General features: G+C 39.1%; 26 protein-coding genes, 2 tRNA genes, 2 rRNA genes and 1 pseudogene (1 of these 31 running past the window's edge). 26 read left to right on the plus strand and 5 right to left on the minus strand.

Going from position 1 to position 25,580, the window contains the following annotated elements; all coding sequences use genetic code 11:
- The 8 genes from A6749_RS14120 to tsaD all read left to right on the plus strand — a co-directional run.
- A 23S ribosomal RNA gene (locus A6749_RS14120) occupies positions 1-374 on the plus strand (it extends 2,562 nt beyond the left edge of the window).
- Positions 375-456: 82 nt separating this feature from the next.
- Positions 457-573 (plus strand): 5S ribosomal RNA (rrf, locus tag A6749_RS14125).
- A gap of 166 nt (positions 574-739) precedes the next feature.
- Positions 740-813: transfer RNA gene (locus A6749_RS14130), tRNA-Met, on the plus strand.
- A 3-nt stretch (positions 814-816) separates the two neighbouring features.
- A tRNA-Asp gene (locus tag A6749_RS14135) sits at positions 817-893 on the plus strand.
- A 172-nt stretch (positions 894-1,065) separates the two neighbouring features.
- On the plus strand, positions 1,066-1,521 hold the full coding sequence (gene tsaE, locus A6749_RS14140) for a tRNA (adenosine(37)-N6)-threonylcarbamoyltransferase complex ATPase subunit type 1 TsaE (RefSeq protein WP_066390565.1): 456 nt from the start codon (positions 1,066-1,068) through the stop codon (positions 1,519-1,521).
- Positions 1,518-2,216: a tRNA (adenosine(37)-N6)-threonylcarbamoyltransferase complex dimerization subunit type 1 TsaB gene (gene tsaB / locus A6749_RS14145; protein WP_066390568.1), complete on the plus strand. Its 699-nt coding sequence runs from the start codon at positions 1,518-1,520 to the stop codon at positions 2,214-2,216. Before tsaE ends, tsaB begins: the two co-directional genes overlap by 4 nt.
- A 20-nt stretch (positions 2,217-2,236) precedes the next feature.
- Positions 2,237-2,686, plus strand: a complete 450-nt coding sequence (gene rimI / locus A6749_RS14150; protein ID WP_066400965.1) for a ribosomal protein S18-alanine N-acetyltransferase — start codon at positions 2,237-2,239, stop codon at positions 2,684-2,686.
- On the plus strand, positions 2,683-3,717 hold the full coding sequence (tsaD, locus tag A6749_RS14155) for a tRNA (adenosine(37)-N6)-threonylcarbamoyltransferase complex transferase subunit TsaD (protein ID WP_066390571.1): 1,035 nt from the start codon (positions 2,683-2,685) through the stop codon (positions 3,715-3,717). The genes rimI and tsaD overlap by 4 nt, the downstream gene beginning before the upstream one ends.
- A gap of 458 nt (positions 3,718-4,175) precedes the next feature.
- On the opposite strand, the gene A6749_RS14160 is transcribed toward tsaD, so the two are convergent.
- A complete protein-coding gene (locus tag A6749_RS14160) occupies positions 4,176-6,095 on the minus strand; it encodes an ABC-F family ATP-binding cassette domain-containing protein (protein ID WP_066390574.1) in 1,920 nt (639 codons plus the stop codon).
- 190 nt (positions 6,096-6,285) lie between these two features.
- Between A6749_RS14160 and moaC the strand changes: the two genes are divergently transcribed.
- Positions 6,286-6,780: a cyclic pyranopterin monophosphate synthase MoaC gene (gene moaC, locus A6749_RS14165; protein ID WP_066390582.1), complete on the plus strand. Its 495-nt coding sequence runs from the start codon at positions 6,286-6,288 to the stop codon at positions 6,778-6,780.
- An 84-nt stretch (positions 6,781-6,864) separates the two neighbouring features.
- A complete protein-coding gene (locus A6749_RS14170) occupies positions 6,865-7,557 on the plus strand; it encodes a redox-sensing transcriptional repressor Rex (protein ID WP_066390586.1) in 693 nt (230 codons plus the stop codon).
- A 25-nt stretch (positions 7,558-7,582) separates the two neighbouring features.
- On the opposite strand, the gene A6749_RS14175 is transcribed toward A6749_RS14170, so the two are convergent.
- Both A6749_RS14175 and A6749_RS14180 read right to left on the minus strand, forming a co-directional pair.
- Positions 7,583-7,783: a YdiK family protein gene (locus A6749_RS14175; protein WP_066390588.1), complete on the minus strand. Its 201-nt coding sequence runs from the start codon at positions 7,781-7,783 to the stop codon at positions 7,583-7,585.
- Positions 7,780-8,505, minus strand: coding sequence for a CPBP family intramembrane glutamic endopeptidase (locus A6749_RS14180; protein ID WP_066390591.1), 726 nt, complete (start codon positions 8,503-8,505; stop codon positions 7,780-7,782). Before A6749_RS14180 ends, A6749_RS14175 begins: the two co-directional genes overlap by 4 nt.
- A 276-nt stretch (positions 8,506-8,781) precedes the next feature.
- Here A6749_RS14180 and groES point away from each other — a divergent pair, with 276 nt between their 5' ends.
- From groES to A6749_RS14235, 12 genes and pseudogenes are all read left to right on the plus strand, one after another.
- Positions 8,782-9,069: a co-chaperone GroES gene (groES, locus tag A6749_RS14185; RefSeq protein WP_066390594.1), complete on the plus strand. Its 288-nt coding sequence runs from the start codon at positions 8,782-8,784 to the stop codon at positions 9,067-9,069.
- Between the two features lie 265 nt (positions 9,070-9,334).
- On the plus strand, positions 9,335-10,963 hold the full coding sequence (groL, locus tag A6749_RS14190) for a chaperonin GroEL (RefSeq protein ID WP_066390599.1): 1,629 nt from the start codon (positions 9,335-9,337) through the stop codon (positions 10,961-10,963).
- A 168-nt stretch (positions 10,964-11,131) separates the two neighbouring features.
- A pseudogene (locus A6749_RS27680) lies at positions 11,132-11,325 on the plus strand (ABC transporter permease); the annotation flags it as partial.
- A 278-nt stretch (positions 11,326-11,603) separates the two neighbouring features.
- On the plus strand, positions 11,604-12,068 hold the full coding sequence (locus A6749_RS14195; RefSeq protein WP_066390603.1) for an FMN-binding protein: 465 nt from the start codon (positions 11,604-11,606) through the stop codon (positions 12,066-12,068).
- 4 nt (positions 12,069-12,072) lie between these two features.
- The gene (locus A6749_RS14200) at positions 12,073-12,945 is read left to right on the plus strand and encodes an FAD:protein FMN transferase (protein ID WP_084797828.1); all 873 of its coding nucleotides are present in this window, start codon (positions 12,073-12,075) and stop codon (positions 12,943-12,945) included.
- Entirely contained in the window at positions 12,946-13,776 is an 831-nt protein-coding gene (locus A6749_RS14205; RefSeq protein ID WP_153043026.1) for an RnfABCDGE type electron transport complex subunit D, read from the plus strand.
- 40 nt (positions 13,777-13,816) lie between these two features.
- Positions 13,817-14,488 (plus strand): response regulator transcription factor, encoded by a 672-nt coding sequence (locus A6749_RS14210; protein WP_066390614.1) that lies wholly within the window; start codon positions 13,817-13,819, stop codon positions 14,486-14,488.
- A 6-nt stretch (positions 14,489-14,494) separates the two neighbouring features.
- Positions 14,495-15,727, plus strand: coding sequence for a sensor histidine kinase (locus A6749_RS14215; RefSeq protein ID WP_066390616.1), 1,233 nt, complete (start codon positions 14,495-14,497; stop codon positions 15,725-15,727).
- Between the two features lie 57 nt (positions 15,728-15,784).
- Complete coding sequence (locus A6749_RS14220) at positions 15,785-16,681, plus strand: polysaccharide deacetylase family protein (protein WP_236719668.1); 897 nt, start codon at positions 15,785-15,787, stop codon at positions 16,679-16,681.
- Positions 16,682-17,083: 402 nt separating this feature from the next.
- A complete protein-coding gene (locus A6749_RS29395; protein ID WP_407937531.1) occupies positions 17,084-17,503 on the plus strand; it encodes a YjgB family protein in 420 nt (139 codons plus the stop codon).
- A gap of 233 nt (positions 17,504-17,736) precedes the next feature.
- Positions 17,737-19,530 (plus strand): beta-N-acetylhexosaminidase, encoded by a 1,794-nt coding sequence (gene nagZ / locus A6749_RS14230; RefSeq protein WP_066390624.1) that lies wholly within the window; start codon positions 17,737-17,739, stop codon positions 19,528-19,530.
- Between the two features lie 277 nt (positions 19,531-19,807).
- The gene (locus A6749_RS14235; RefSeq protein ID WP_066390627.1) at positions 19,808-20,008 is read left to right on the plus strand and encodes a cold-shock protein; all 201 of its coding nucleotides are present in this window, start codon (positions 19,808-19,810) and stop codon (positions 20,006-20,008) included.
- Between the two features lie 287 nt (positions 20,009-20,295).
- On the opposite strand, the gene A6749_RS14240 is transcribed toward A6749_RS14235, so the two are convergent.
- Positions 20,296-20,481 carry a hypothetical protein gene (locus A6749_RS14240; protein WP_066390630.1) on the minus strand — a complete coding sequence of 62 codons (186 nt, stop codon included), beginning with the start codon at positions 20,479-20,481 and terminating at the stop codon, positions 20,296-20,298.
- Positions 20,482-20,810: 329 nt separating this feature from the next.
- On the opposite strand from A6749_RS14240, the gene A6749_RS14245 reads away from it, so the two are divergent.
- Entirely contained in the window at positions 20,811-21,299 is a 489-nt protein-coding gene (locus tag A6749_RS14245) for a hypothetical protein (RefSeq protein ID WP_007085799.1), read from the plus strand.
- A 386-nt stretch (positions 21,300-21,685) separates the two neighbouring features.
- On the opposite strand, the gene A6749_RS14250 is transcribed toward A6749_RS14245, so the two are convergent.
- On the minus strand, positions 21,686-22,042 hold the full coding sequence (locus A6749_RS14250) for a winged helix-turn-helix transcriptional regulator (protein WP_007085798.1): 357 nt from the start codon (positions 22,040-22,042) through the stop codon (positions 21,686-21,688).
- A gap of 168 nt (positions 22,043-22,210) precedes the next feature.
- Here A6749_RS14250 and A6749_RS14255 point away from each other — a divergent pair, with 168 nt between their 5' ends.
- The 3 genes from A6749_RS14255 to A6749_RS14265 all read left to right on the plus strand — a co-directional run bounded on the left by A6749_RS14255 (position 22,211) and on the right by A6749_RS14265 (position 25,463).
- Positions 22,211-22,957, plus strand: a complete 747-nt coding sequence (locus tag A6749_RS14255) for an SDR family NAD(P)-dependent oxidoreductase (protein WP_066390633.1) — start codon at positions 22,211-22,213, stop codon at positions 22,955-22,957.
- A gap of 99 nt (positions 22,958-23,056) precedes the next feature.
- On the plus strand, positions 23,057-23,389 hold the full coding sequence (locus A6749_RS14260; RefSeq protein WP_066390635.1) for an antibiotic biosynthesis monooxygenase family protein: 333 nt from the start codon (positions 23,057-23,059) through the stop codon (positions 23,387-23,389).
- A 712-nt stretch (positions 23,390-24,101) separates the two neighbouring features.
- Positions 24,102-25,463 carry a polysaccharide deacetylase family protein gene (locus A6749_RS14265; RefSeq protein WP_066390637.1) on the plus strand — a complete coding sequence of 454 codons (1,362 nt, stop codon included), beginning with the start codon at positions 24,102-24,104 and terminating at the stop codon, positions 25,461-25,463.
- Positions 25,464-25,580: the final 117 nt, after the last annotated feature.

The following is a 25,580-nucleotide window of genomic DNA, read 5'->3' on the forward strand; positions in this document are numbered from 1 at the left end:
CTGTAGTCGGTCCCAAGGGTTGGGCTGTTCGCCCATTAAAGCGGTACGCGAGCTGGGTTCAGAACGTCGTGAGACAGTTCGGTCCCTATCCGTCGTGGGCGCAGGAAATTTGAGAGGAGCTGTCCTTAGTACGAGAGGACCGGGATGGACGCACCGCTGGTGTACCAGTTGTCTTGCCAAAGGCATCGCTGGGTAGCTATGTGCGGACGGGATAAGTGCTGAAAGCATCTAAGCATGAAGCCCCCCTCAAGATGAGATTTCCCATAGCGTCAAGCTAGTAAGATCCCTGAAAGATGATCAGGTTGATAGGTCAGAGGTGGAAGCATGGTGACATGTGGAGCTGACTGATACTAATCGATCGAGGACTTAACCAAGTCAATAATATTAGCGAACTCATTCTTACGAATCTTCTTCTGTATTATCTAGTTTTGAGGGAATGAACCTCAAATAATATAGTCCGGCGGTGATGGCGAGAAGGTCACACCCGTTCCCATACCGAACACGGAAGTTAAGCTTCTCAGCGCCGATGGTAGTTGGGGCAGGCGCCCCTGTGAGAGTAGGACGCTGCCGGGCTGTTTTATTTAAATAATTTTTATTATCGCGGGGTGGAGCAACGAGCGTTTCTTCATCGAATAGTCTGCGAGTTGTACCGACTGAACTGCTGCTTGAATATGCATTCTGAAGTCGGAACAGTCCTTGTCACTAAGGGCATGAGTTAAACTTTATAATTTTCTATTATCGCGGGGTGGAGCAGTCCGGTAGCTCGTCGGGCTCATAACCCGAAGGTCGCAGGTTCAAATCCTGCCCCCGCAATTTGGTCTGGTAGTTCAGTTGGTTAGAATGCCTGCCTGTCACGCAGGAGGTCGCGGGTTCGAGTCCCGTCCAGACCGCCACTTAAATAAAAAAGCAGGTACGAAACATTGTTTCGGCTTTTTTTATTTTAAAAAACAATTTTTATATATTTTACATACTAAATTATTCTCCTTAGGAAACATCCTAAGGTTTTTTTGTATAAAAATAAGGTAAAATGAAGATATAGATTTTTTAAGTAAAATAGGTGATTAGATGGCCGAATATGAATTAAAAACAAGGAATTCTGATGAGACATCCCAATTTGCAGAAAGACTGGCTGCCTTTTTACAGCCAGGGGATGTTATTGCCCTTGAAGGCGACTTAGGGGCAGGTAAAACAACTTTTACTAAGGGGTTAGCTAAAGGACTGGGCATTAAGAGGACTGTAAATAGCCCGACTTTTACAATTATCAAAGAGTATCAGGGAAGACTGCCTTTATTTCATATGGATGTATATCGGGTAGCAGATTCATTAGAAGACCTCGGGTTTGATGAATACTTTGAGGGTAATGGTGTCACAGTAGTGGAATGGGCACATTTAATTGAAGAGCAGCTGCCAGGCGACTTGCTGACTATTTATTTATACCATGAAGCGGAAGGGCAGCGGAAAATTGTTCTTGACCCAAAAGGTCCAAGATATGAGCAATTATGTAAGGAGATTTTTCAATGACAATTTTGGCGATTGATACTTCTAATAATCCATTAGGAGTAGCGCTTATCGAAGAAAATCAAGTGCTTGGTGAATATATTACAAACTTAAAAAAGAACCATTCGATTCGCATCATGCCGGCGATTCAGACAATTATGGAAGATTGCGGGAAAAGTACGGCAGATTTAACGAAAATCGTTGTAGCAAAAGGACCGGGGTCTTATACAGGAGTCAGAATTGGCGTGACGATTGCTAAGACATTGGCATGGTCTTTAAATATTCCACTTGTCGGTATATCCAGTTTAGAGGTGCTGGCTGCCGGCCCTGCCAGGCATTTTGAAGGGTATGTAGCGCCAATATTTGATGCTAGAAGGGGACAAGTCTATACTGGATTGTATCAGTATCAAAATGGCAGCCTAACAGCTGTTGTACCGGATTTGCTGACGATGTCAGTGGATTGGGCATCCAAATTAGCAAATCTGGACCGGCCAATTTTATTTGTTGGAAATGATATACCGCTTCATCGAGCTGCATTTGAGGAGCAAATGGGGGATAACGCTGTTTTTGCCAATGCAACTGAGCAAAACCCGCGTCCGTCAGAACTGGCCTGGTTAGGGAAAGATAAGCCGGGGGAAGACGTACATACTTTTGTACCGAATTATATCCGCTTAGCGGAAGCGGAAGCAAAATGGTTAGAGAAACAGGGAAAAATTTAAAATGGATAGGACTTAGAAAGATGGAAGATTCATATATTTTTCGCTATATGCGGGAAGAGGACATTGATCAAGTATTAGAGGTTGAGCATGCATCCTTTACTTTGCCATGGAGCAGGGAAGCTTTTTATAATGAATTGCACACTAATAAATTTGCTGTTTATATCGTGCTCGAGCATGACAATAGGATCATCGGCTACTGCGGTGTATGGATTGTGATTGATGAGGCACATGTGACCAATGTGGCCGTTCTTCCGGAATATAGGGGAAAAAAATTGGGGGATGCAATGATGCGAAAGCTGATTGCTGTCTCCCGTGAAATGGGTGCAAGAAGCATGACGCTGGAGGTTCGTGTGACAAATCATATTGCCCAATCGCTGTATCGGAAGATGGGATTTCAAAATGGCGGCATTCGGAAAAATTATTATTCGGATAATCAGGAAGACGCCTTAGTTATGTGGGTGAACTTATGAAAAAAGATCAGTTAATTTTAGGAATAGAAACAAGCTGTGATGAAACGGCTGTGGCCATTATTAAAAACGGGCAAGAAATTGCCGCAAATGTCGTGGCATCGCAAATTGAAAGCCATAAGCGTTTTGGCGGGGTAGTACCAGAGATTGCTTCAAGGCATCATGTCGAACAAATCACGATTGTTTTGGAAGAGGCGCTGAAACAGGCGAATGTGACAATGGCTGAAATTGACGCGATTGCAGTGACAGAAGGCCCCGGCTTAGTGGGAGCCCTTTTAATAGGAGTGAATGCGGCAAAGGCACTGGCGTTTGCCCACCAAAAGCCGCTTGTGCCGGTCCATCATATTGCAGGTCATATTTATGCGAACTGGCTTGTGACAGAGCTTCAATTCCCGCTGTTAGCGCTGGTCGTGTCTGGAGGACATACCGAGCTGGTATATATGAAGGAACATGGGCATTTCGAGGTAATTGGAGAAACGCGTGACGACGCTGCTGGAGAGGCTTATGACAAGGTAGCAAGGGTATTAAATATGCCGTACCCAGGCGGTCCTCATATTGACCGTTTAGCCCACGAAGGCAGCCCAACGATTGATTTACCGCGGGCATGGCTTGAGGATGGCTCCTATGATTTCAGCTTCAGCGGTTTGAAATCAGCGGTAATCAACACGGTTCATAATGCGGAGCAGCGCGGTGAAACAATTCCCCCTGAGAATCTTGCCGCAAGTTTCCAGGCAAGCGTAATTGACGTTTTAGTCAAAAAAACTATGGATGCTGTTGCTGAATATAGGGTAAAACAGGTAGTAGTCGCCGGTGGTGTAGCGGCCAATAAGGGCTTGAGAAGCGCTTTGGAAGAGGCATTTTCAGGTTCTGAGATTGATTTAGTAATACCGCCGCTGTCTCTTTGTACGGACAATGCCGCAATGATCGCAGCGGCAGGAAGTGTAATGTTTGAAAAGGGCATAAGAGCCGGGATGACTTTAAACGCAAACCCTGGGCTGGATATTCAAATATTTAACCATGACGACCTTTCCTAAGCAGGGGAGGTCTTTTTTTAACTAAACGTTTGTTTGAAAATGGATATGTTTTGCTGAAAAATTAAACGAACGTTTATTTGAATGGTTGGAAGCCTTGGTAACTATGGAAATTAGGAGTTAAACGAACGTTTGGTTGAATTTATTGGAAAACTAAACGAATGTTTGATTAAACAATAGATGAAGCCAATTAAACGAACGTTTGAATAATCAGATGATCCATTTTTTGTGGATAATTTTTTTTAAAAAAAACATGACACTGTGGATAACTCCTATATTAATGTGTGTAATGTGGATAAGTTAAGGGTTTATTGTGGATAATGTGGAAAACCGTGTTGACATCTGTTATTTAGCTATCCTAAATGTGCATAAGTTTGTGAGTAAGTTTATCTTAAAAAAATCATAAAACAAAATCTACGAAAAAAATGAGGCAAGAGAACCGTCCTCTGCCTCATTTATCATTATTCTGCCAGCTCAGCCCATTCTTCCATCAGTTGTTCGAGCTCAGCCTTGGCCTTTTCATTGTTTTGATTAATCTCTATGACTTTTTCATGATTCTGAAAAACCTCGGGATCGCATAAAAGCTGTTCAAACTCCTGGATTTGCTCTTCTAATTCCTCAATGCGCAGCTCAATCTCTTCTAATTTACGCTTTCGCTGGCGCTCCAATTTTTTCATTTCCTTATCTTGCTGATAATTAGCCTTTTCAGAACTCTCCAAACTAGTTGCTTTTTTCTCCGAAGCGACCTGCGCTAATGCAGCCAGCTCCTCCTGCTCCAATTTTTTATCCACATAGTAATCATAGTCACCGAGGAACTCAGTACTTCCCTCACGGCTAAGTTCAACGACTTTTGTCGCAATGCGGTTGATAAAATATCGGTCATGGGAAACAAATAATAGCGTCCCAGGATAATCAATTAAAGCATTCTCGAGTACTTCCTTGCTGTCGAGATCAAGATGGTTCGTCGGTTCGTCCAAAATCAGCAGATTGGCCTTCTCCATCATCAGCTTAGCTAAAGCAAGCCGCGCCTTCTCACCGCCGCTTAATGACGAAACGTTTTTTAGCACGTCATCACCGGAAAAAAGAAAATTACCTAACACGGTCCGGATTTCCTTCTCCGGTCTGAGCGGGTATTCATCCCAAAGTTCATTCAGGACTCGCTTATTGGAGGTTAAGTTGGCCTGTTCCTGGTCGTAGTAGCCTATAGATAAATTTGTGCCGTACAGAACTTCCCCGGCAAGCGGCTCGAGTTTTTTTATAATTGTCTTTAAAAGCGTCGATTTGCCAATTCCATTTGGACCAACAAGGGCAATGCTGTCGCCGCGAAACACACGGAACGAAATGTTCTCCGATACTTTCTCGCCATTGTATCCAACCGCCAGTGAGTTAATCGATAACACATCATTGCCGCTTTGTTTTTCAATTTCAAACGAAAAATGAGCGGATTTTTCATCGCCTAATGGGCGGTCCATGATTTCCATTTTTTCGAGTTTTTTACGACGGCTTTGGGCTCGTTTGGTGGTAGTGGCCCGGGCGATGTTGCGCTGGATAAAATCCTGCAATGCAGCGATTTCCTGCTGCTGTTTTTCATAAAGCTTCATATCCCGGTCGTAATTAGCTGCCTTTTGCTCCAAATAGGCGCTGTAATTGCCGGTAAACCGTTGAATGCGATTGCGCGATAGTTCATATACTTGTGTGACAACTTTGTCTAAAAAATAACGGTCGTGGGAGACAATTAGAATAGCCCCATCATACCCTTGTAAGTATTGCTCCAACCATGAGAGCGTTTCGATATCAAGATGGTTGGTCGGCTCGTCCAAGATTAAAATATCGGGCTTCTTTAACAAAAGCTTACCGAGGGCAAGACGTGTCTTTTGACCGCCGCTCAGGCTGGATATCATCAGTGAGTGATCCCGAAAATTAAGCCCATGAAGGACGGAACGAATATCCGCTTCAAATTGATAGCCGCCAAGCTCTTTAAACTGAACCTGCAGCTGATCATATTCGTGCATAATTCGTTCATATTTTTCCGAATCGTTAAAAATACCTGGGTCTGCCATTTGTTCTTCTAGCTTGCGCAATGATTGCTCCATAACTCGGAGTTCATCAAAGACACTCAGCATTTCCTCCCAAATGGATAAATTTGATTCCAATCCTGTGTTTTGGGCTAAGTAGCCGATGGTTACATCCTTCGGTTTAATGATTTCACCGCCGTCATAAGACAGATTTCCTGCGATGATCTTCAATAATGTTGATTTACCGGCTCCGTTTCGGCCGACAAGGGCAACACGGTCCCGGGATTGTAATTCTAGCTTTATATTCGATAAAATAAGGTCAGCACCATAAGATTTTTGTAATTGATTAACTTGCAGTAGAATCATTTTTATTCACCTCTATACTAGGACTAGTGTACCGTATTCCCAGTAGGTCGGCAATAAAGAGGTTTTTTCTTCCAACCTCAAAGAAATAAGCAGGAAGGACTTGCTAGTATAAAAAAATATACCGATAGTTCAAAGTTTCACACACATAGGGATGAAAATATAGTATATTTGGAAGGTAGGAGGCATTTAAATGGCTGAATTTACGCATTTTAATGAAGAGGGAAGAGCTAAGATGGTGGATGTCAGTGATAAGCCGGAAACAGCACGGACGGCACTTGCACAGTCCAGCATCACGGTCAGTGAGGAAATTTATCAGAAGATAACCAACCATGAAATGAAGAAAGGCGATGTACTGGCAGTGGCCCAGGTAGCTGCGGTCATGGCAGCAAAGAAAACGTGGGATATCATCCCGATGTGTCACCCGATTCCTTTAACGGGTGTGAATGTCAGTTTTTCATGGGAGCCAGTTGAAGAGAATCAATATCGCCTGGAATTTGCGGTATCGGTCAAAACAAAAGGGAGCACGGGTGTTGAGATGGAAGCGTTAACAGCTGCTTCAGTGTGTGCTCTAACTGTCTATGATATGTGTAAAGCTGTGGATAAAGGTATGATTATTGGACCAACTTATTTAGTAGAGAAAACCGGCGGCAAAAACGGTGATTTTAAACGAGCAGAAAAGATTTAAATGAATTGGATGCCCCAGTCACATAACGAACAGTGGTCATTGGGTGACAGGGCTGGACTATATTAAAAGCGGGGTGTAGGAGAGATGACGAATGAAACGACCAAAATCCCACAGGCAACCGCCAAGCGACTGCCTTTATATTACCGGTTTTTAAAAAACCTGCATTCATCCGGCAAGCAGCGGGTTTCATCTGCTGAGTTAAGTGAAGCGGTGAAGGTAGATTCAGCGACCATCCGCAGGGATTTTTCTTATTTTGGAGCCTTAGGGAAAAAGGGATACGGCTATAATGTCAATTATCTGTTAACCTTCTTCCGGAAAACCTTAGACCAGGATGAATTAACAAAGGTTGCACTGGTCGGTGTTGGTAATCTCGGAACAGCATTTTTAAACTATAACTTTTTGAAAAATAATAATACAAAAATTACCTGTGCCTTTGATGTCGATCCTAATAAAGTCGGGACATCAATCGGTGATGTGCCGGTGATCGCGATGGATGATTTGGAACAGCATTTAATCGAGGAAGATATCACGGTTATTATCTTAACCGTGCCGGCTCAGTTTGCCCAGGTGATTACCGACCGCGTTGCCAAAACAAACGTAAAGGGAATCTTAAACTTCACTCCAGCAAGACTAAGTATTCCGCCATCCATTCGTGTTCATCACATCGACCTCGCCGTCGAACTACAATCACTAGTCTACTTCTTAAAGCACTACCCAAATGTGGGAGAATTAGAAGAAACAATCGCAGAAACAGTGGAAGAAGCGGCGGAAGAATAAGAAAAGACGGGTGCCTGGCACCCGTTTATTTTTTTGATTGATTCTTATATTTAAAGTGGAAAGCGATCATTTTAAAGCCAGCGCCGAAGTCGAAGGTGGCTAGGATGACGAGGAGGTAGCTGAGGAAGCCCCAGCCGTTTTGCTGGACCTCGTCGATGGCGAAGTAGGTGAATAGTGCGCCTAATACAAAGTATATAAATCCGGAAAACAAGGGTGAACGTCTCATAAGAATCCTCCGATAAAGTTTTGAATCGCTTCAAGCTCTCGCTGCAATCGTTCGATATCCTCCCGGTAAATAGATTGGACCAAAACGACCATGGTATTCATCGTCACATGAGCAAAAATTGGGACGATAATCCGATTGGTTTTTACATATAGAAAGGCGAACGTCAGCCCCATAGCGGTATAAATGATGATATGCTGGAAGTCCATATGGGCTGCCGCAAAGACAAGCGAGCTGATGAGTGCTGAAATAAAGAAATTAAAGCGGCCGTAAAGACTGCCAAAAATAATTTTTCGAAACACGATTTCTTCCAAAATAGGGCCAATGATGCTGGTGACAATCATTGTCAGCGGAAGGAGATCGATGATTTTTAAAATTTGCTTTGTGTTCTCAGAACCTGGTTTAATCCCTAATAGCTGCTCAATAATGGCGGCGACATATTGGGAAAACAACGCTAAGAAGAAGCCTAAAAATGCCCACATTATTGACTGGCTGACAGAACTTTTCTTATTGCCTCTAAGACCCGGGGCATGTCTTTCCTTTCGTAATATAAAAAGAATAATGATCAAAGCAACAGTAAAGCTGAAAACCAGCCAGGCTGGACCTGCTAAAATGATGTTCTTCCCCAAATTTTGAAACCCGAATTGAAATAAGGGCTGGCCGATAAAGATTGAAAACTGCATCACAATATAAACAATTAAGATAATCCAATAATCCTTTTTCAATATGTAGTCTCCTTTGCATGTACTCCATAGGTACTATTTTACCTTTAATATAAACCCCATTCAATTTTGAAAACTTTTGTTAACTTAATACGTATAGAACGTAATGTTTTTCCTATACTTATTAAGGTGGAAAAAAAAGAGAAAATTCTTTTAAATATTTTATGCATCTGACTTGCAAAAGATTTTAAGATTCATTATTATAATAATTGTGTTAGCACTCATCTTACCCGAGTGCTAATAATGATCGAATACACATATTTGAGGAGGTTGTTTTAAGTGTTAAGACCATTAGGTGATCGCATTATCATCGAACTAGTAGAAACTGAAGAAAAAACTGCCAGCGGTATTGTATTACCGGATTCAGCGAAGGAAAAGCCGCAGGAAGGAAAAGTGGTAGCTGTAGGTACTGGCCGCGTGCTTGATAATGGAGAACGCGTTGCACTGGAAGTTTCTGTCGGCGATCGCATTATCTTCTCAAAATACTCTGGTACAGAAGTAAAATATCAGGGTGCAGAATACTTAATTTTACGCGAAAACGATATCCTTGCTGTAGTAGGACAATAGAAAAGCGGAAGCACCCGTTTAGCGGCGTATGGCCTCCTCGAAAAAGCTAATGCTTTTTCTTCGTGCGATGCCAATGCTGCCGAAGTATTTCTTGTGGAGCGCTTCGACTGAGATAAAGGAAACACGATGAGCAAAGCGAATCGATGTTGACTTATCGTAGGGAAAAGAGCGAAGGACACTAGACGCTGGGTGCTGGAGCTAGACAGTATAAGGTTAACAATCTAAAATAGCATTTTTTTAAACATATTGAGGAGGTTTTTGAACAATGGCTAAAGAGATTAAATTTAGTGAAGACGCTCGCCGCGCGATGCTTCGCGGTGTTGATACTCTTGCAGATGCAGTAAAAGTAACTCTTGGACCTAAAGGACGCAACGTGGTTCTTGAGAAAAAATTTGGTTCACCACTTATCACTAACGACGGTGTAACAATCGCGAAAGAAATCGAATTAGAAGATGCATTCGAAAACATGGGTGCAAAGCTTGTAGCTGAAGTAGCAAGCAAAACAAACGATGTTGCCGGTGACGGTACAACAACTGCAACTGTTCTTGCGCAGGCAATGATCCGCGAAGGCTTAAAGAACGTAACTGCCGGTGCAAACCCAATGGTTATCCGTAAAGGGATCGAAAAAGCAGTTGCTGCTGCAGTAACTGAATTAAAAGCTATTTCTAAACCAATCGAAGGTAAAGAATCCATCGCTCAAGTAGCTGCGATTTCCTCTGACGACAAAGAAGTCGGCCAATTAATCGCTGAAGCAATGGAGCGCGTTGGTAACGATGGTGTTATCACAATCGAAGAATCTAAAGGCTTCACAACTGAATTAGATGTAGTAGAAGGTATGCAATTCGACCGCGGCTACTCATCTCCATACATGGTTACAAATACTGATAAAATGGAAGCAGTATTAGAAAATCCATATATCTTAATTACTGATAAAAAGATTTCCAGCATTCAAGAAATCCTGCCTGTACTTGAGCAAGTTGTACAACAAGGCAAGCCATTACTTTTGATTGCTGAAGATATCGAAGGCGAAGCACTTGCTACATTAGTATTAAACAAACTTCGTGGAACATTCAATGCTGTAGCTGTTAAGGCTCCTGGCTTTGGTGACCGTCGTAAAGCAATGCTTGAAGACATCGCTGCATTAACTGGCGGTGAAGTGATCACTGAAGAGCTTGGCCGTGACCTTAAAACAACTACTATCACTTCTCTTGGCCGCGCTGCAAAAGTTGTTGTTACAAAAGAAAATACAACAATCGTTGAAGGTGCTGGCGCAACTGAAGACATTCAAGCTCGCGTAAACCAAATCCGCGTTCAATTAGAAGAAACTACTTCTGAATTCGACAAGGAAAAATTACAAGAGCGCCTAGCTAAATTAGCTGGCGGTGTAGCAGTAATCAAAGTTGGTGCTGCCACTGAAACTGAATTAAAAGAGCGCAAGCTTCGTATCGAAGACGCCCTAAACGCTACTCGCGCTGCTGTTGAAGAAGGTATCGTATCCGGTGGTGGTGTTGCCCTTCTTAACGTATACAGCAAAGTCGCTGAACTTCAAGAAGAAGGCGACGAAGCTACTGGTATCAAAATCGTTCTTCGTGCAATGGAAGAGCCAGTTCGCACAATCGCACAAAACGCTGGTCTTGAAGGCTCCGTTATCGTTGAGCGCTTAAAGCATGAAGAAGTAGGCGTTGGCTTCAACGCAGCAAGCGGCCAATGGGTAAACATGGTTGATGCTGGTATCGTTGACCCAACTAAAGTAACTCGTTCTGCACTTCAAAACGCAGCATCTGTTGCAGCTATGTTCTTAACAACTGAAGCTGTAGTTGCTGACAAGCCAGAACCAGCTGCACCTGCAATGCCTGACATGGGCGGCATGGGTGGCATGGGCGGCATGATGTAATAAGCCGTTCCAACCCTTGATATGACTAGGCTTTGTAGTAAGATGAGAGTGGTTTGCTAACATTTTGCTACCATTTCTCTCAAAAATCTAGAGGTTTCTCATGAGTTGCGCAAACTTTTGGGAAGCCTCTTTTTTCATTGGTTGAAGCGTTACTGATGTTAGGAGCGGATTATCTTTTTACCAGGGATGATGACAGGGGTTATTCTCTCAGGTTCAAGCCCATTAACAGCCATTAAATATCAAATAGCGATTATGTTAGGTATTACTGGAACGTTTTCTATTAGTATTATTTTATTCTTATATCTGGTTATCGATCATTTTTTAATGCTAGAGCGCAATTGGTAGTAACAGAGGAAAAGTAAGCCTTCTCACATTTAGTACCTTATTAAAGAAATTACACACTTTCATTTTACTAGTGGCATGTTGTATTATCATCCGACAGCTATTAGTCTCAAAAGATTATTTTATATTATTAGTAAAACCATTTCCTATAACAAAATAGGGAGTGGTTTTTTTGTTTGAATTTAGCTATCATCCATTCATACAAACGGTTTGTTTTTTTATCTTTTCTAAGAAAATTCTAAGATTGGCCGGTTATACTGTTCTCAGTAACAAATAGTGTTATTAGGAGGATTATCGTATGAAAAAAAAGGACAAAAAGTGGGTACTCCTTTGTTCAACAGCGGTTGCAGCTGTATATGCAGCAGGTTATTTTACAACGGAAACAAATGCTGCTCAGGGACAACCACTTCATATAGAGAATAAAATTCAAACATATAACACAAATAGTGACAACACAAGCAATACTCAAAAGGTCACTCAATCGAACAGGATATATAAAGAGGGAACATTTACAGGTTCCGGATGGAACAGACGCGGTTCGATTGGTGTTCAAGTAACGATTAAAAATGACACGATTACGGATGTTGAGATTAGCGATTTTGCCATGCATTATTCGGAAAGGGACGTGGTCGGTCTCCCTGATGAAGTACTTCAGGCTCAAAGTGCTCAAGTGACCAATGTATCCGGGGCAACTTATAGCACTCAAGCATTTGAAGATGCGGTACAGCAGGCGCTGGACCAGGCCAAAACCAATCAAGGTTAAAACGATGAAGAAAACCAAATTATATATGGACACTGTTGTAGAAATTGAAGTGATCTCTAGAAAACCATCGGAAGAAATAGAAGAAAAGATAAACCGTGCATTTGCAGCCTTTCAAAAAGTAGAGCAAACCTGCAGCCGCTTTACCGCTTCGAGCGAGTTGATGCTGGCATGCCAAAAGGCCAAAACACCTGTGGAAATTAGTCCGTTTTTATATGAGCCTCTATTTTTTGCGATAGAAGTGGCTAAATTAACAGATGGATTATTTGATCCTACGATAGGCAAAATCATGGAGAAGGAGGGATTTAATCGCCATTATTTAACAGGTGAGAGAATACAATCCATTTCAGACGAATCTGTTGATTATCAGGACATCGTTCTAAATCCTGAAACCCAAACAGTAACAATCAAAAAGCCATTGGTCATTGATTTAGGGGCTGTAGCCAAAGGATTTGCAATCGACTTGGCTGTTAATGAATTGAAGGAATTTGAAGGGTTTATTGTGAATGCCGGCGGTGACCTATTTGCAGGTGGAGCAGAAGAAAGTTATAACAAGTGGACAATAGGGATTCAGCATCCCTATCAAAAAGATCAAATCATTGAAACGATTCAAATTTCCAATGAAGCCATCTGTACCTCCGGCAGTTATGAGCGGGTGAGCCCATTGAATAAGGGGAAACATCATATTATGAATCCCAAAACGAAAAGCTCCCCAAATGAATGGGTTAGCTGCAGTGTTATTGCACCTTATACGATGATGGCAGATGCTTTTTCTACCGTTGCCTTTTTACCTGGAGGAGAAATCGTTATGCAAGAACTTGAACTAAAGGGATTACTCATGACACCAGAATTACAGATAAAGAGAATAGGAGGGTTTTAATTGGGAGCAAAGAAATGGATGAAAACACCTAAGGGATATGTTTCGATTGCCATGTCTCTTTATTTGGTCATCGCATCAATCGGTACAATAACCTGGATGGGTATCATAACTAGTTTGATTGCTGTTGGGACAGCTCTATTGACAGATTACATCTACTGCACCATCTTTAAACGAAAAAGCAGTCGTGACAGCACCGTTATTACTGGTTTAATTATTTCATTGATATTAAGTTTTACAACCTCATGGCCCGTTGTAGCCGCCACTGCCTTTTTGGCTGCTTTGTCTAAGCATCTATTAGTTTATAAGAAGAAACCCATTTTTAATCCAGCAGCATTTGGATTATTCCTATCCATCTTTATCTTTCAAACAGGACAAAGCTGGTGGGGAGCTTTTGGAGACTTGCCAGTATGGACGGTTATTTTTATTTTGATTGGCGGTTATTTTGTAACTGACAGGGTAAACAAATTCCCTCAAGTACTTGCCTATTTGGGAACATCTTTTGTCTTGCTATTTTTCATGGGCCTTCTTCATATCGGTGATGCATCTGATGCACTTCGTCCGCCATTTATCAATGCTGCTCTATTTTTTGCCTTTTTTATGCTTACAGATCCGCCAACATCACCAGCGAAAAATAAAAACCAGGTTATTTTTGGTATTCTTGCTGCGGTGTCAGGCACCATTGTTTATGGGTTGTTTGGAGGGTTAACTTATTTGTATATCGGGGCCTTTATCGGAAATCTTTATAGTTATTTAAATAAAAAATCAACTTCTGCAAAGTCTGCTGCTAAAATGCAAAGAGTCAATTCCAGACATAGAGTTCTTGGAAAATGAACAATATACTAACAATAAAGTTAGGAGATGATGGATAGTCATGCGGGTATTGGTTATAGAAGATGATTTACCCTTAAGAAGCATCATTTTAAAAATATTAGAGGAAGAGCAGTACCAAGTGGAACAGGCAAAAGACGGGGAAGAAGGCTATCTTATGGCATCACTAAATGATTACGATCTTATAACGCTTGATATCATGTTGCCAATTATGGATGGCTACACGGTTATGAAAAAATTACGAAGTGTAGGCTGCAAAACACCGACATTATTTCTTACTGCAAAAGACAGGATAGAGGATAAAGTTCATGGCCTGGATTTAGGAGCAGATGATTATATCGTTAAGCCCTTTGCGACGGAGGAGCTTTTAGCAAGGGTCCGGTCAATCTTGCGCCGTGCCGGTAAGATTGGAATTGAAGGTAAAATAACGTATGGTCCTATTCGGTTAGATACCAGCCAGCATGAGGGATTTATAAAAGGGGATGCATTAAAACTAACGATAAAAGAGTACGAATTACTTTATTATCTCATTCAAAATAAAGAGCAAATCTTAACAAAAGACCAGCTTTTTCAACGAGTTTGGGGACTTGAATCGGAGACAACTGATGCAATTGTAGAACTCTACATCCATTATCTTAGGAAAAAATTAGCTCCCTTCAATTATGATGGTTTAATTCGAACCGTTCGAGGCGTGGGATACATGTTGAAGGAGTAAAGCCCTATGTTTAAACGGACAAAAATGAGACTGGTTATCCTAAATTCCCTTGTGTTTTTCATTCTCCAAAATGCCTTTGGGGCCATGATATATTTTTACATGCACTACAGTTTATATCATCAGGTCGACGAAACAATATCTGAAAAGAAGACACATCTCCTAGGCGAACAAGAGAGACTGGGCAAAGAATTAAATCCAGAGAGGGAAGAGAATCATAGAATGGTTTATTTACTTTGGGACAAGAAAAATGAACTCTATAAAATACTTCCTCAACAATCCCTCTCAAAAGCAGATGTGGAAAGATTCTCCTCTTTATTGAATAAGGAAGGGATACAAACCATCACGATGGATGGAAACTCTTATAAATATTTAAATATGTCCTTGGAGCAGGATTCGGTAAAAAAGATACAAATTATCTACAATTTAAAACGTGAAAATGAAATGTTGTCCCATTTGCTCATGGTGATTGGGTTTGGTTCCCTAATAAGTGTGTTTATTGCCCTTCTTGGCGGGATCTATCTTGCTAACAAGGCATTGATACCGATCAGAAAGTCATGGGATAAACAGCAGCAATTTGTTGCTGATGCCTCCCATGAATTGCGCACACCGCTTTCCGTAATGAAGTTGAATTTAGAGCATTTATTTCGCCACCCAGACCGTAGTATTGAACAGGAAAGTGAGACCATACATCAAGCGATACAGGAACTAAACTATCTGTCCAAAATGTCCTCGGATTTACTGACATTGGCACGTTCAGATTCAGAAGGCTTACAAGTAGTTCAAGAGCCTTTCCAGTTAGATGAAGTACTCCAGCAAATTGTAAGAGACTTTAAAGCGCTGGCTCTTCAAAAACAAATTCAGGTAACGGCGGACATTCAGCCAATTAAGATCATCGGGGATAAGGAGAGAGTCAAACAGTTATTCGTCATTTTATTAGATAATGCGCTTAAATACACCAAAGACCAAGGAAAGGTTTCCATAAGTGGAACCGTTAAAAATTCACGTGCCGTAGTTGAAATTATGGATACTGGTATTGGGATTTCAAAGTATGACCTTCCCTATATTTTTGATCGTTACTATCGTGGAGATAAATCAAGAACAAGACATATAGAGGGCTCTGGTTTAGGTCTTTCAATAGCACAATGGATCGTTCAATCCCATTCGGGGAAAATTCAAGTGAAGAGTAAAGAAGGAGAAGGAACACAGGTTATGGTTCAATTTCCTATTAAAAAATACTGATTTCTAATGGAATTAGCCCTGTTTATTTTAATAAGCGCTATGGTGTTCACCCCAATAATGGCGAGTGAGAGAGGATATGTCCTTTTGAATCTTGAGGACATTGCAAAACTCGATAAAAAGGGGAAAATGGTTAACCAGGACATTAAATTGCCACCAGGTAAAAAACCAATGATATTATCGCAGGATGATGTTAGCTATTATGAATATATGAAAAATGATGGATTTGCCAAAAACTTAACACTTGATGCCAATGGAAATGTCACAAATACCTATGTAAATGAGAAGGGGAAAGCCGTACAAGGAGCTTATGATCTAGTTCCTATCGTAGATAACTTTGTAAAAAAACATCCGGATTTTTCTTACAAGGGAGCCAAAGGAATCATTTCGTTAACCGGATATAACGGAGTACTGGGATATCGAACCTCAGAGAGTGACTATGGTCCAAATAGTGATGAGCCTAATCCAAATTTCAAAAAGGATCAGCAGCAAGCGAAAAAAGTAGCTAATGCGCTGAAAAAAGAGGGATGGAGGTTTGCCTCTCATACTTGGGGACATCTTAATGCAAAGGAAGTATCTTTGGATCATTTAAAAAAAGATACATCTAAATGGAAAAAAGAGGTAGAACCAATTGTCGGACCAACAGACACGATTATTTTCGCTTTCGGTAGTGATATTGGAGACTGGAAACAGTATTCCAATGATAAATATCACTATTTGAAAAGCCAGGGCTTTAATTACTATGCCAATGTGGACGCATCAAAGGCTTACTGGTCTCAATTAGGTCCAGATTATTTCCGACAAGCTCGTATTAATGTAGATGGTTTACGGATGCGAGAAGCAATAACCGGAGAAAACAATGTATTAAAACAATTTTTCGATGTTAAACAGATATTTGACTCCTTACGGCCAACTGCCAAGAAACTTATTCTGAAGGGGAGCAGAAACAATTCGTGATATATGGCCATTTTGGTTATTCAGCTAATAATGTGATCGATCTAAATTCATTACATTTTTTCCGGTGTTATCGGTTCATTTTCAGGAAATGACCGAAAAAAACAGGAATCGTCCAACTCTTTGAAAAATCCGTATAACACTATTCAACTTAAGGGGGCTTATCTTGAAATAAGATTTAAGCAATGATCTTCAACAATCGGGCGCTTTTCTTGAATAAGGATCGAAAAAACGCTTGGTTTATCCAAGCGTTTTTATGTGCTAATATACAGTTATTTCATATGCTAAATCTATAATGATTTAACAAAGTAGTTCTACTGTTATTTTAACTTTTCTCCACCATATTGGAACTACTATTGTATGACAAATACCTTTTAATTTTGACCACGAAACATATATAACGGGATATTATTTCATTTTCTTTTTAGAACTACTGTTATAGAAGACGTAGAGAAAAAACTAGGAAATCCGGATAAGGCTGATTGGGTACCTAATGCTAAAGGAAATTATGCTGTCTTTTCAAAATACAATGTGGTATTTGGTTTCAACAAAGGGTCACAGATTTTTGAGGCGAGATCCTTTGATAAGAAATTAAATGAATTATCACTTTCTATGGTAAAGAAAGTATTTGGAACTCCGGCATATGATGTGGAAAGTAAGGGCGAGGAAATTATTGGGTATGTTGCAAATTCGGAATACAAGATTTTGTTAGTATTTCCTAAGCCTTCTAACAGCAACCGGGACCCGGTAATGGACCACTACTCCGTGCTTTACCCTAAGGGGACCGTTAATAATATGTCGAATGATACGGGAAGACAATGGTAATAATAAATGAAACAAAAAATAACGACTTCAAACGAGCCCCGTTAAAGGCGTAAACATAATAATTAACAACTTAAATAGAGGATGAAAGGATTATGATTTCATCCTCTGTAAGTTAAAGGCTTTCTTGAATGGATTTAAAACAATAGAAATAACCATCGGAAGTTGAACTCGAAAAAATGTGAAAAAAACGTTATAAAAGCTAAAAACGAAAAGTTAGAAAGGGAAATTGGAGTATGAAAAGACAAAGAAAATCTCGAAATAAACTACTTATTTTTACGATTCCACTTTTAATTTTAGCCTTAATCATTGGCGTTTATTATTATGCAATCAAAGAAAATAGTAGTGAACAGACTACCCAAGGTAAAGAAAGTCCAATTATTACTCAACCTTCCGAAACTCAAACTTCCGGTAAAAATACAGTGGATTCGAACAATGATCGGAATTCAAATCTTGAGAAATTAGTAGAGGAAACGTTTTCCTTATCTAAGGTGGGCAAGGTTCCGAACATTTCCTTTGTTTCTGGTAAAACACAATGGAAGGAAGTAAATCAAGAGTGGGGAAAATCAGAACATATTTCGGAAACTGCTAAAGGCAGATATGAGGAATACGAAAGTCATCATGCTACAATCGGCTATGCCGATCAGACTATTAATGATATACGATTGTATGATTCTAAACTGCAAACTATCTCGTTAAATGAAATTGAGAAAACTGGTGGACAACCCGATGCCATTCGATACTATAAAGATTCAACTGTTGACCAAATGATACTTGTCTATCATGCAACGTCTTCTACTGATTTATTATGGGTTTTACCAGTTAAAACAGAGCAGCAGCCAAATCCTAAAGTTGACCATATCTCACTCTTTACACAGATTGAAAAGGAACCAAATCAACAAACACAAGTTGGAAAACCGAATCAACAGGGAAATCAATCCATTTCAGAGGTGATTTCTAAACTGAGCTTAGAAGATAAAATTGGCCAGATGATTCTTGCTGGGGTTTCCGGGACTACAATCGATGCAAACGCAAAACAATTAATAGGCCAATTCCATGTCGGGGGAATCATTTTTTACAAATATAATTTTGAAACCCCTGCACAAGTCATTCAACTTGTGAATCAGCTGAAATCTGGAAATAGTTCGAGTCTACCGCTTTTACTAGGTGTTGACCAAGAGGGTGGACGTGTGACAAGATTGCCAGGTGGACTTATTAACTTTCCTCCAAATAAACAGATTGGACAGCTTAATAATCCCGATTTTTCTTATAAAGTCGGAACACTCCTAGGCAGAGAATTAAAAGAATTTGGTTTAAATCTCGATTTTGCCCCTGTTCTTGATATTAACAGCAATCCAAATAACCCAGTAATCGGGGATCGATCATTTGGAAACAATGCAGAAATAGTAAGTAAACTTGGAATTCAAACGATGAAAGGGATTCAGTCCCAAAACGTCATCACGACAATTAAGCATTTTCCTGGTCACGGAGATACATCGGTTGATTCCCATCTGGACCTTCCAATTGTAAATAAAAGCCTTAAGGAACTTAAAGAACTAGAGCTAATTCCGTTTAAACGTGCGATTAATCAAGGCGCAGATGTTGTGATGGTGGCCCATATCTTATTGCCTCAATTAGATAAAACGCATCCAGGGACCATGTCAAAAGCTGTCATGACGGATCTGCTTAGAAAACAACTTGGTTTTACAGGAGTCATCATAACGGACGATATGACAATGGGAGCTATAACAGGACATTATGATATTGGTAAAGCAGCGGTAGAATCAGTTAAGGCAGGAAGCGATATTATTTTAGTAGGGCATGACTATAATAATGTGGTAAAGATTATCTCCTCTTTAAAAACAGCTGTTCAAAATGGGGAAATTTCCGAACAAAGATTAAATGAAAGTATAGAAAGAATTATTCAACTAAAAAGGAAATATAGCATTAACGATACGAAAGTAGAAAATCCTAACATAAATGAAATAAATCACTCAATCAATAGTCTTCTGAATAATTATTTACATTAATTATTCATATTGGTTTGTGGTTAACCTTATAATACGAAAGGGTGCTTTACTTGAATAAGTGCAACATAAGAATCCAAAACTAGGTGTGATAACTCATGAATGGCAAAAATGGTTTTGTTTACGTCTTCTTGCAAATACTTTTAAAAAATGTTAAACTTTAGAAGAATTATTTTTGTTCGGTGTAAAGGATAGTATAAGATAACCTTTCGTCTTGATGATCACTGAGTGCAAGGATAGTAACACATTGTGTGTAAAGCACACAGCAGGAGGAAACAAAATGGAACAAGGTAAAGTAAAATGGTTTAATGCAGAAAAAGGTTTCGGATTTATCGAGCGTGAAGGCGGAGAAGACGTATTCGTTCATTTCTCAGCGATCCAAGGCGAAGGTTTCAAATCTTTAGACGAAGGTCAAGCAGTTACTTTTGACGTTGAGCAAGGTCAACGTGGAGCTCAAGCGTCTAACGTGCGTAAAGCTTAATAATAAGAACAAACTAAAGCAGGCTCTTTATAGAGTCTGTTTTTTTTTATTTCTTCTTTTAAAAACAAGGAGCCCCACTCACGAATGAGTAGGGCACATGTAAACAAGTAAATCAAATGGTAAACAAAGTGTATCACATAATAACGAAATGTCCTAATTATCTTTGAATAAAAATTTTAAAGTGCTTTCGTAGAGAGTGGGAATATCTTATATTGTTTCAAGTTTTACCGACTTTCCACTTAAAAGCATCTGATTACAGGTATCCTGACAGAAATAGGTAGCTTTTTTTATTTACTTTTTTTATACCCACCTTCTACAAATCTAATCATATCACGCCCTGAGATCTTTTCTGTTTCATGATAACCTTCTTCATCACGCAAACTCAAGTACCAGTTGCTATCGCCATCTTCATTTAGCCTATATAACTTATTGGTAAAAACATTTGTATAAAAATCTCCATTTCTTAGCCTCATAATATCCCACCTCTAATGTATATAAACTGTATTATGCCCAAGATATCCACCGTGAGCCATTAGACATATACAGTCAAAAATCCCATGGATATTCAATGAATAGACATGCCAATCAAGAGGAGAGGGACAGAACATGGAAAGTTAGAATTTTTCCTTCTTCAGCTAACTGAGCAGGATAGTTGAATAAGGTTAGTCATGATTAGGAGTATTTTACTTTGAATATTGAACTAGTTGAAATAAATAGAAAGTAGTTTATTCGAAAGCGAAAAGGACTATTATTTGGTATTATATACCTTGACTACTATCGATAATAAATCAGAGGAGAATAGATGAGACAATTTTTTAAAGATAATAAGTGGATTATTCCTATTTCATTATTGATTGTATTAATCCCTGTGGGTCTAAATATCTTTTATATATATGGTGATTTAAATACAGGTAAGGATTTAGGTAATGCCGAATGGTTGGCGTTTTGGGGGAGTTATCTTGGAGGGGCAGCAACCTTAATCGCAGTGTGCTTAACATTAAGCCAAAATATGAAGGTTATTAAACAAAATGAAAAGATTTTTATTCAGAATCAAGAAAATTTAAAATTTCAAGAAGAGCGCTCAAGGATAGCTCTTATGCCGTATATAGAAGTAATGGTATCTCTTGATGAAGATATGAGTTTGCATAAAACAAAACTTCATCCTCCTAATGGTTTTATAATCTTAAAAAACAAAAATGATGCCATAAGATTTAGTTCTGATTTCCCCGAAAAGTATCATCAAACTATTGAACAGTTATGTGAATGGGGAGAAAAAAACCGTAATAATTAACTTCTTTTGTATAGATAATGAGAACCCATTTGGAAACAGAGTGAGATTAATTCAGTATTTTATATTAGAGAACAGAAAACAGTTACCTAATTGGTAACTGTTTTCTGTTCTAATAGTCGTGCCAGTAATCCTGTAGTAAAAAGTAAAGAAGTTCTACTTATGTTACAACAGGGCAGAATCCCTATAGTAAATGGGTTAGCGTCAGGAAAATTCGGATTTCAACGTAAGTAGATTCCAAGGACGCTACCCCCGTTTTTAACTACATTAAGGAAGCTTTAATGGTCTTAAAGAATCAGTCGAGGCCATCTACTTCGAATTAAAATGGCCAAATCTTAGTACAACAATAAAATACCTTACATATAAGGTGTTATAAGCTGGTTTCCTCATTAAGAAGCCTCTTCTGGTTGTGCGATTTCAAATTCACCTTCTGCATACTCTTGCTCCGCATAATGGCTTCCCCATTGACAGAGCTCCTGCAAGATAGGTTTAAGAGATTCTCCAAGTTCAGTGGATGAATATTCAACCTTCGGTGGTACTTGATTATACATCTTTCTGCTCACAAGTCCACTGTCTTCAAGCTCTCTAAGTGTTTGAATCAGCATTTTCTGAGTTATATTTGGGACAATGCGCTTTAATTCACTCGTTCTCTTTGGTCCATTCATTAAAAAGTATAATACAAGACCTTTCCATTTTCCGCCAATAACTTCCTTTGTCACTTCAAAACCACAACTAAATTTTTTCAAGTCTAAACCTCTCCATTCCACATTTATTACTTTTTAGTTACTATATCACAAAAAAGTGGGTACTTCCGTTAATGTGCTTACTGAAGGATACTATATCTTGTAAGTTGTTCTTCAAATACTTAAAGGTATTAGACATAAAATAAAATTAATTCTAAAGGAGTGTTAAGTATGGGTAAATTTGAAGGTAAAATAGCACTTGTAACGGGTGGAACAAGTGGGATTGGTCTTGCTACAGCACAAAAGTTTGTAAACGAAGGTGCATATGTTTATATCACGGGACGCAGACAAAACGAACTTGATAAAGCTGTTAACCAAATTGGTAAGAACGTAACCGGTGTACAAGGGGATATTTCTAAGCTTGAAGACTTAGACAAACTATATGACCTTATAAAGCAGGAAAAAGGTAAGTTGGACATTCTTTTTGCTAATGCAGGAATTGGAAACTTCCTTCCATTAGGTGAAATTACTGAAGAGCAGGTTGATAGAACGTTCGACATTAACGTTAAAGGAACCATCTTTACTGTTCAAAAAGCGTTATCACTATTCCCGGACAAAGTAGGTTCTATTATTGTAACGGGCTCTACTGCTGGAACAATTGGCAACCCAGCGTTTAGTGTATATGGAGCATCTAAAGCAGCATTAAGAGCACTAGTTCGCACCTGGATTCTTGACCTAAAAGGTACTGAAATCCGTGTAAATGTGGTTAGTCCAGGAGGTATTCTTACACCTGCATACGATGAGCTTTTTGGTGATGCACTTGAAGAGGTACTGGAAAATAGCAGAAATACTGTTCCAGCTGGAAAAATTGGGACACCTGAAGAAGTAGCAAACGCTGTATCTTTCCTTGCTTCAGACGAAAGCAGTTACTTGACGGGTGTTGAATTGTTCGTAGATGGCGGGCTAGCACAGGTATAATTTCACTGCGCAGAGATTACAAATAGTCCCCAAAAAAGGTTAATGGGGAATGGTGTAACGGAATCGCCGCAAAATCTAAAATTTATAGGAGGAGTCAATATGACCAATCAACAAGTTCAACTCAATATTCGTTTTAAGGCTAAACCAGGGAAGAAAGAAGAATTCCGCAAGGAGCTATTTTCCCTAATTGAGGAGATGTCATCCGAAAAGGCATTTATTAGCGCTATTGTTTCGGATAATCTAGATCAACCGGATGAACTGCTCATTTATGAAACATGGAAAGGCACGAGAGATAGCTGGCTTGATGAAGAATTTATTAAACCATACCGCAAGGATTACGAAGTAAGACTGGATGATTTAATTGTGGAAAGAAGCGTTAGCTGGTTGCAACCTAACCGTGAATGGGGAAGGCATATAACGAATGCATATTAATTTTTATAAATGAGAAATAGCATCTACAGCTGTACAAATGGGCTTATCTTTTAAACATATAACAATTAGTTCGACCATCGCTAACGCGCTGGACATGAAAGAAAATTAATGATTCCTATATTCCTAATTACAGTAGAGTGAAAAGAGATTAATCATTTACTTCTCACATTGAAAGTGGCATCTTATCATTAATTATTTTTCAAATACTTGATAAAAATAATTATAAAATATTTCCTGATTTTATGTGTTTAAATTATTTGTTTCCTGTAATAATTATGATTATCTGATGGAGCAAATAAGCTTCTGGAAATAAGCTGCGTTTTTTACGATTCTACTTTTAATGTTTGCCTTAATCATTGGCGTTTATTATTATGCAATCAAAGAAAATAGAAGTGAACAGAATACCCAAGGTAAACGAAAGTAGGAAGTCCTAAGATAAATGAAATAAATCACTCAATCAATAGTCTTATGAATAATTATTTACATTAATTATTCATATTGGTTTGTGGTTAACCTTATAATACGAAACAAGCTAATAGAAGTTACTCAGTTATTCCGTTATAGGGCGCTTTAATGGAGCAACGAAAATCCTAATTTCTCATTTTATGCTGAGAAATTAGGCAGTTTAATAACGTTGTTAATCTTTCCTGACCTATCCCTATAAGAGTTTATGCGATGTACACTGAAAACTACAATACTAGGAGTAGATTTAATGAAGAAATGTTTTACCCTGATACCGATTTTGCTAATAATAGTTTTTATGGTAGGCTGTCAGGATCATAAATCAACAACGAATATAGCGAAAATACATTCTCATTCTAGCCAAAAGGAACACCATGACAAAAAATCAAAGCCTAACAAGATACAGGAAGAGAAAAATCAAAAAGAACAACTGTTAGCACAGGCCGAGTTTTCAGCAGAACAATATGATTACCAAAAATCTATAACCCTATTAAAACAATCAGAAATTTCCAAGGATGTAGACATTCAAAGTGCCATTGATACATACGAAAAACAAATGAAAAACCTTGTGACATGGCCAGACAATAGCCAGATCTCTCATTTATTTTTTCACTCATTAATTGTCGATCCATCCAAAGCATTTGATGGAGATAATATGACTCAAGGTTATGAAGATTACATGGTGACTATCAATGAATTTAAAAAAATTATAAATCAATTATACGAGAGAGGATATGTCCTTTTGAATCTTCAGGACATTGCAAAACTCGATAAAAAGGGGAAAATGGTTTACCAGGACATTAAATTGCCGCCTGGTAAAAAACCATTGATATTGTCGCAGGATGATGTTAGCTATTATGAATACATGAAAAATGATGGATTTGCCAAAAACCTAGCACTTGATGCTAATGGAAATGTCACAAATACCTATGTAAATGAGAAGGGAAAAGTCGTACAAGGAGCTTATGATCTAGTTCCTATCGTAGATAACTTTGTTAAAAAACATCCGGATTTCTCTTACAAGGGAGCCAAAGGAATCATTTCGTTAACCGGATATAACGGAGTACTAGGATATCGAACCTCAGAGAGTAGCTATGGTCCAAATAGTAATGAGCCTGATCCAAATTTCAAAATGGATCAACAGCAAGCGAAAAAAGTAGCTAATGCGCTGAAAAAAGAGGGATGGATGTTTGCCTCTCATACTTGGGGACATCTTAATGCAAAGGATGTATCTTTGGATCTCTTAAAAAAAGATACATCTAAATGGAAAAAGGAGGTAGAACCAATTGTCGGACCAACAGACACGATTATTTTTGCTTTCGGTAGTGATATTGGAGACTGGAGACAGTATTCCAATGATAAATATCACTATTTGAAAAGCCAGGGCTTTAATTACTATGCCAATGTGGACGCATCAAAGGCTTACTGGTCTCAATTAGGTCCAGATTACTTCCGACAAGCTCGTATTAATGTAGATGGTTTACGGATGCGAGAAGCAATAACCGGAGAAAACAATGTATTAAAACAATTTTTCGATGTTAAACAGATATTTGACTCCTTACGGCCAACTGCCAAGAAACTTATTCTGAAGGGGAGCAGAAACAATTCGTGATATATGGCCATTTTGGTTATTCAGCTAATAATGTAATCGATCTAAATTCATTACATTTTTTCCGGTGTTATCGGTTCATTTTCAGGAAATGACCGAAAAAAACAGGAATCGTCCAAC

The organism is Neobacillus mesonae, from assembly GCF_001636315.1.
In the GTDB taxonomy this organism is placed as follows: Bacteria; Bacillota; Bacilli; order Bacillales; family Cytobacillaceae; genus Neobacillus; species Neobacillus mesonae.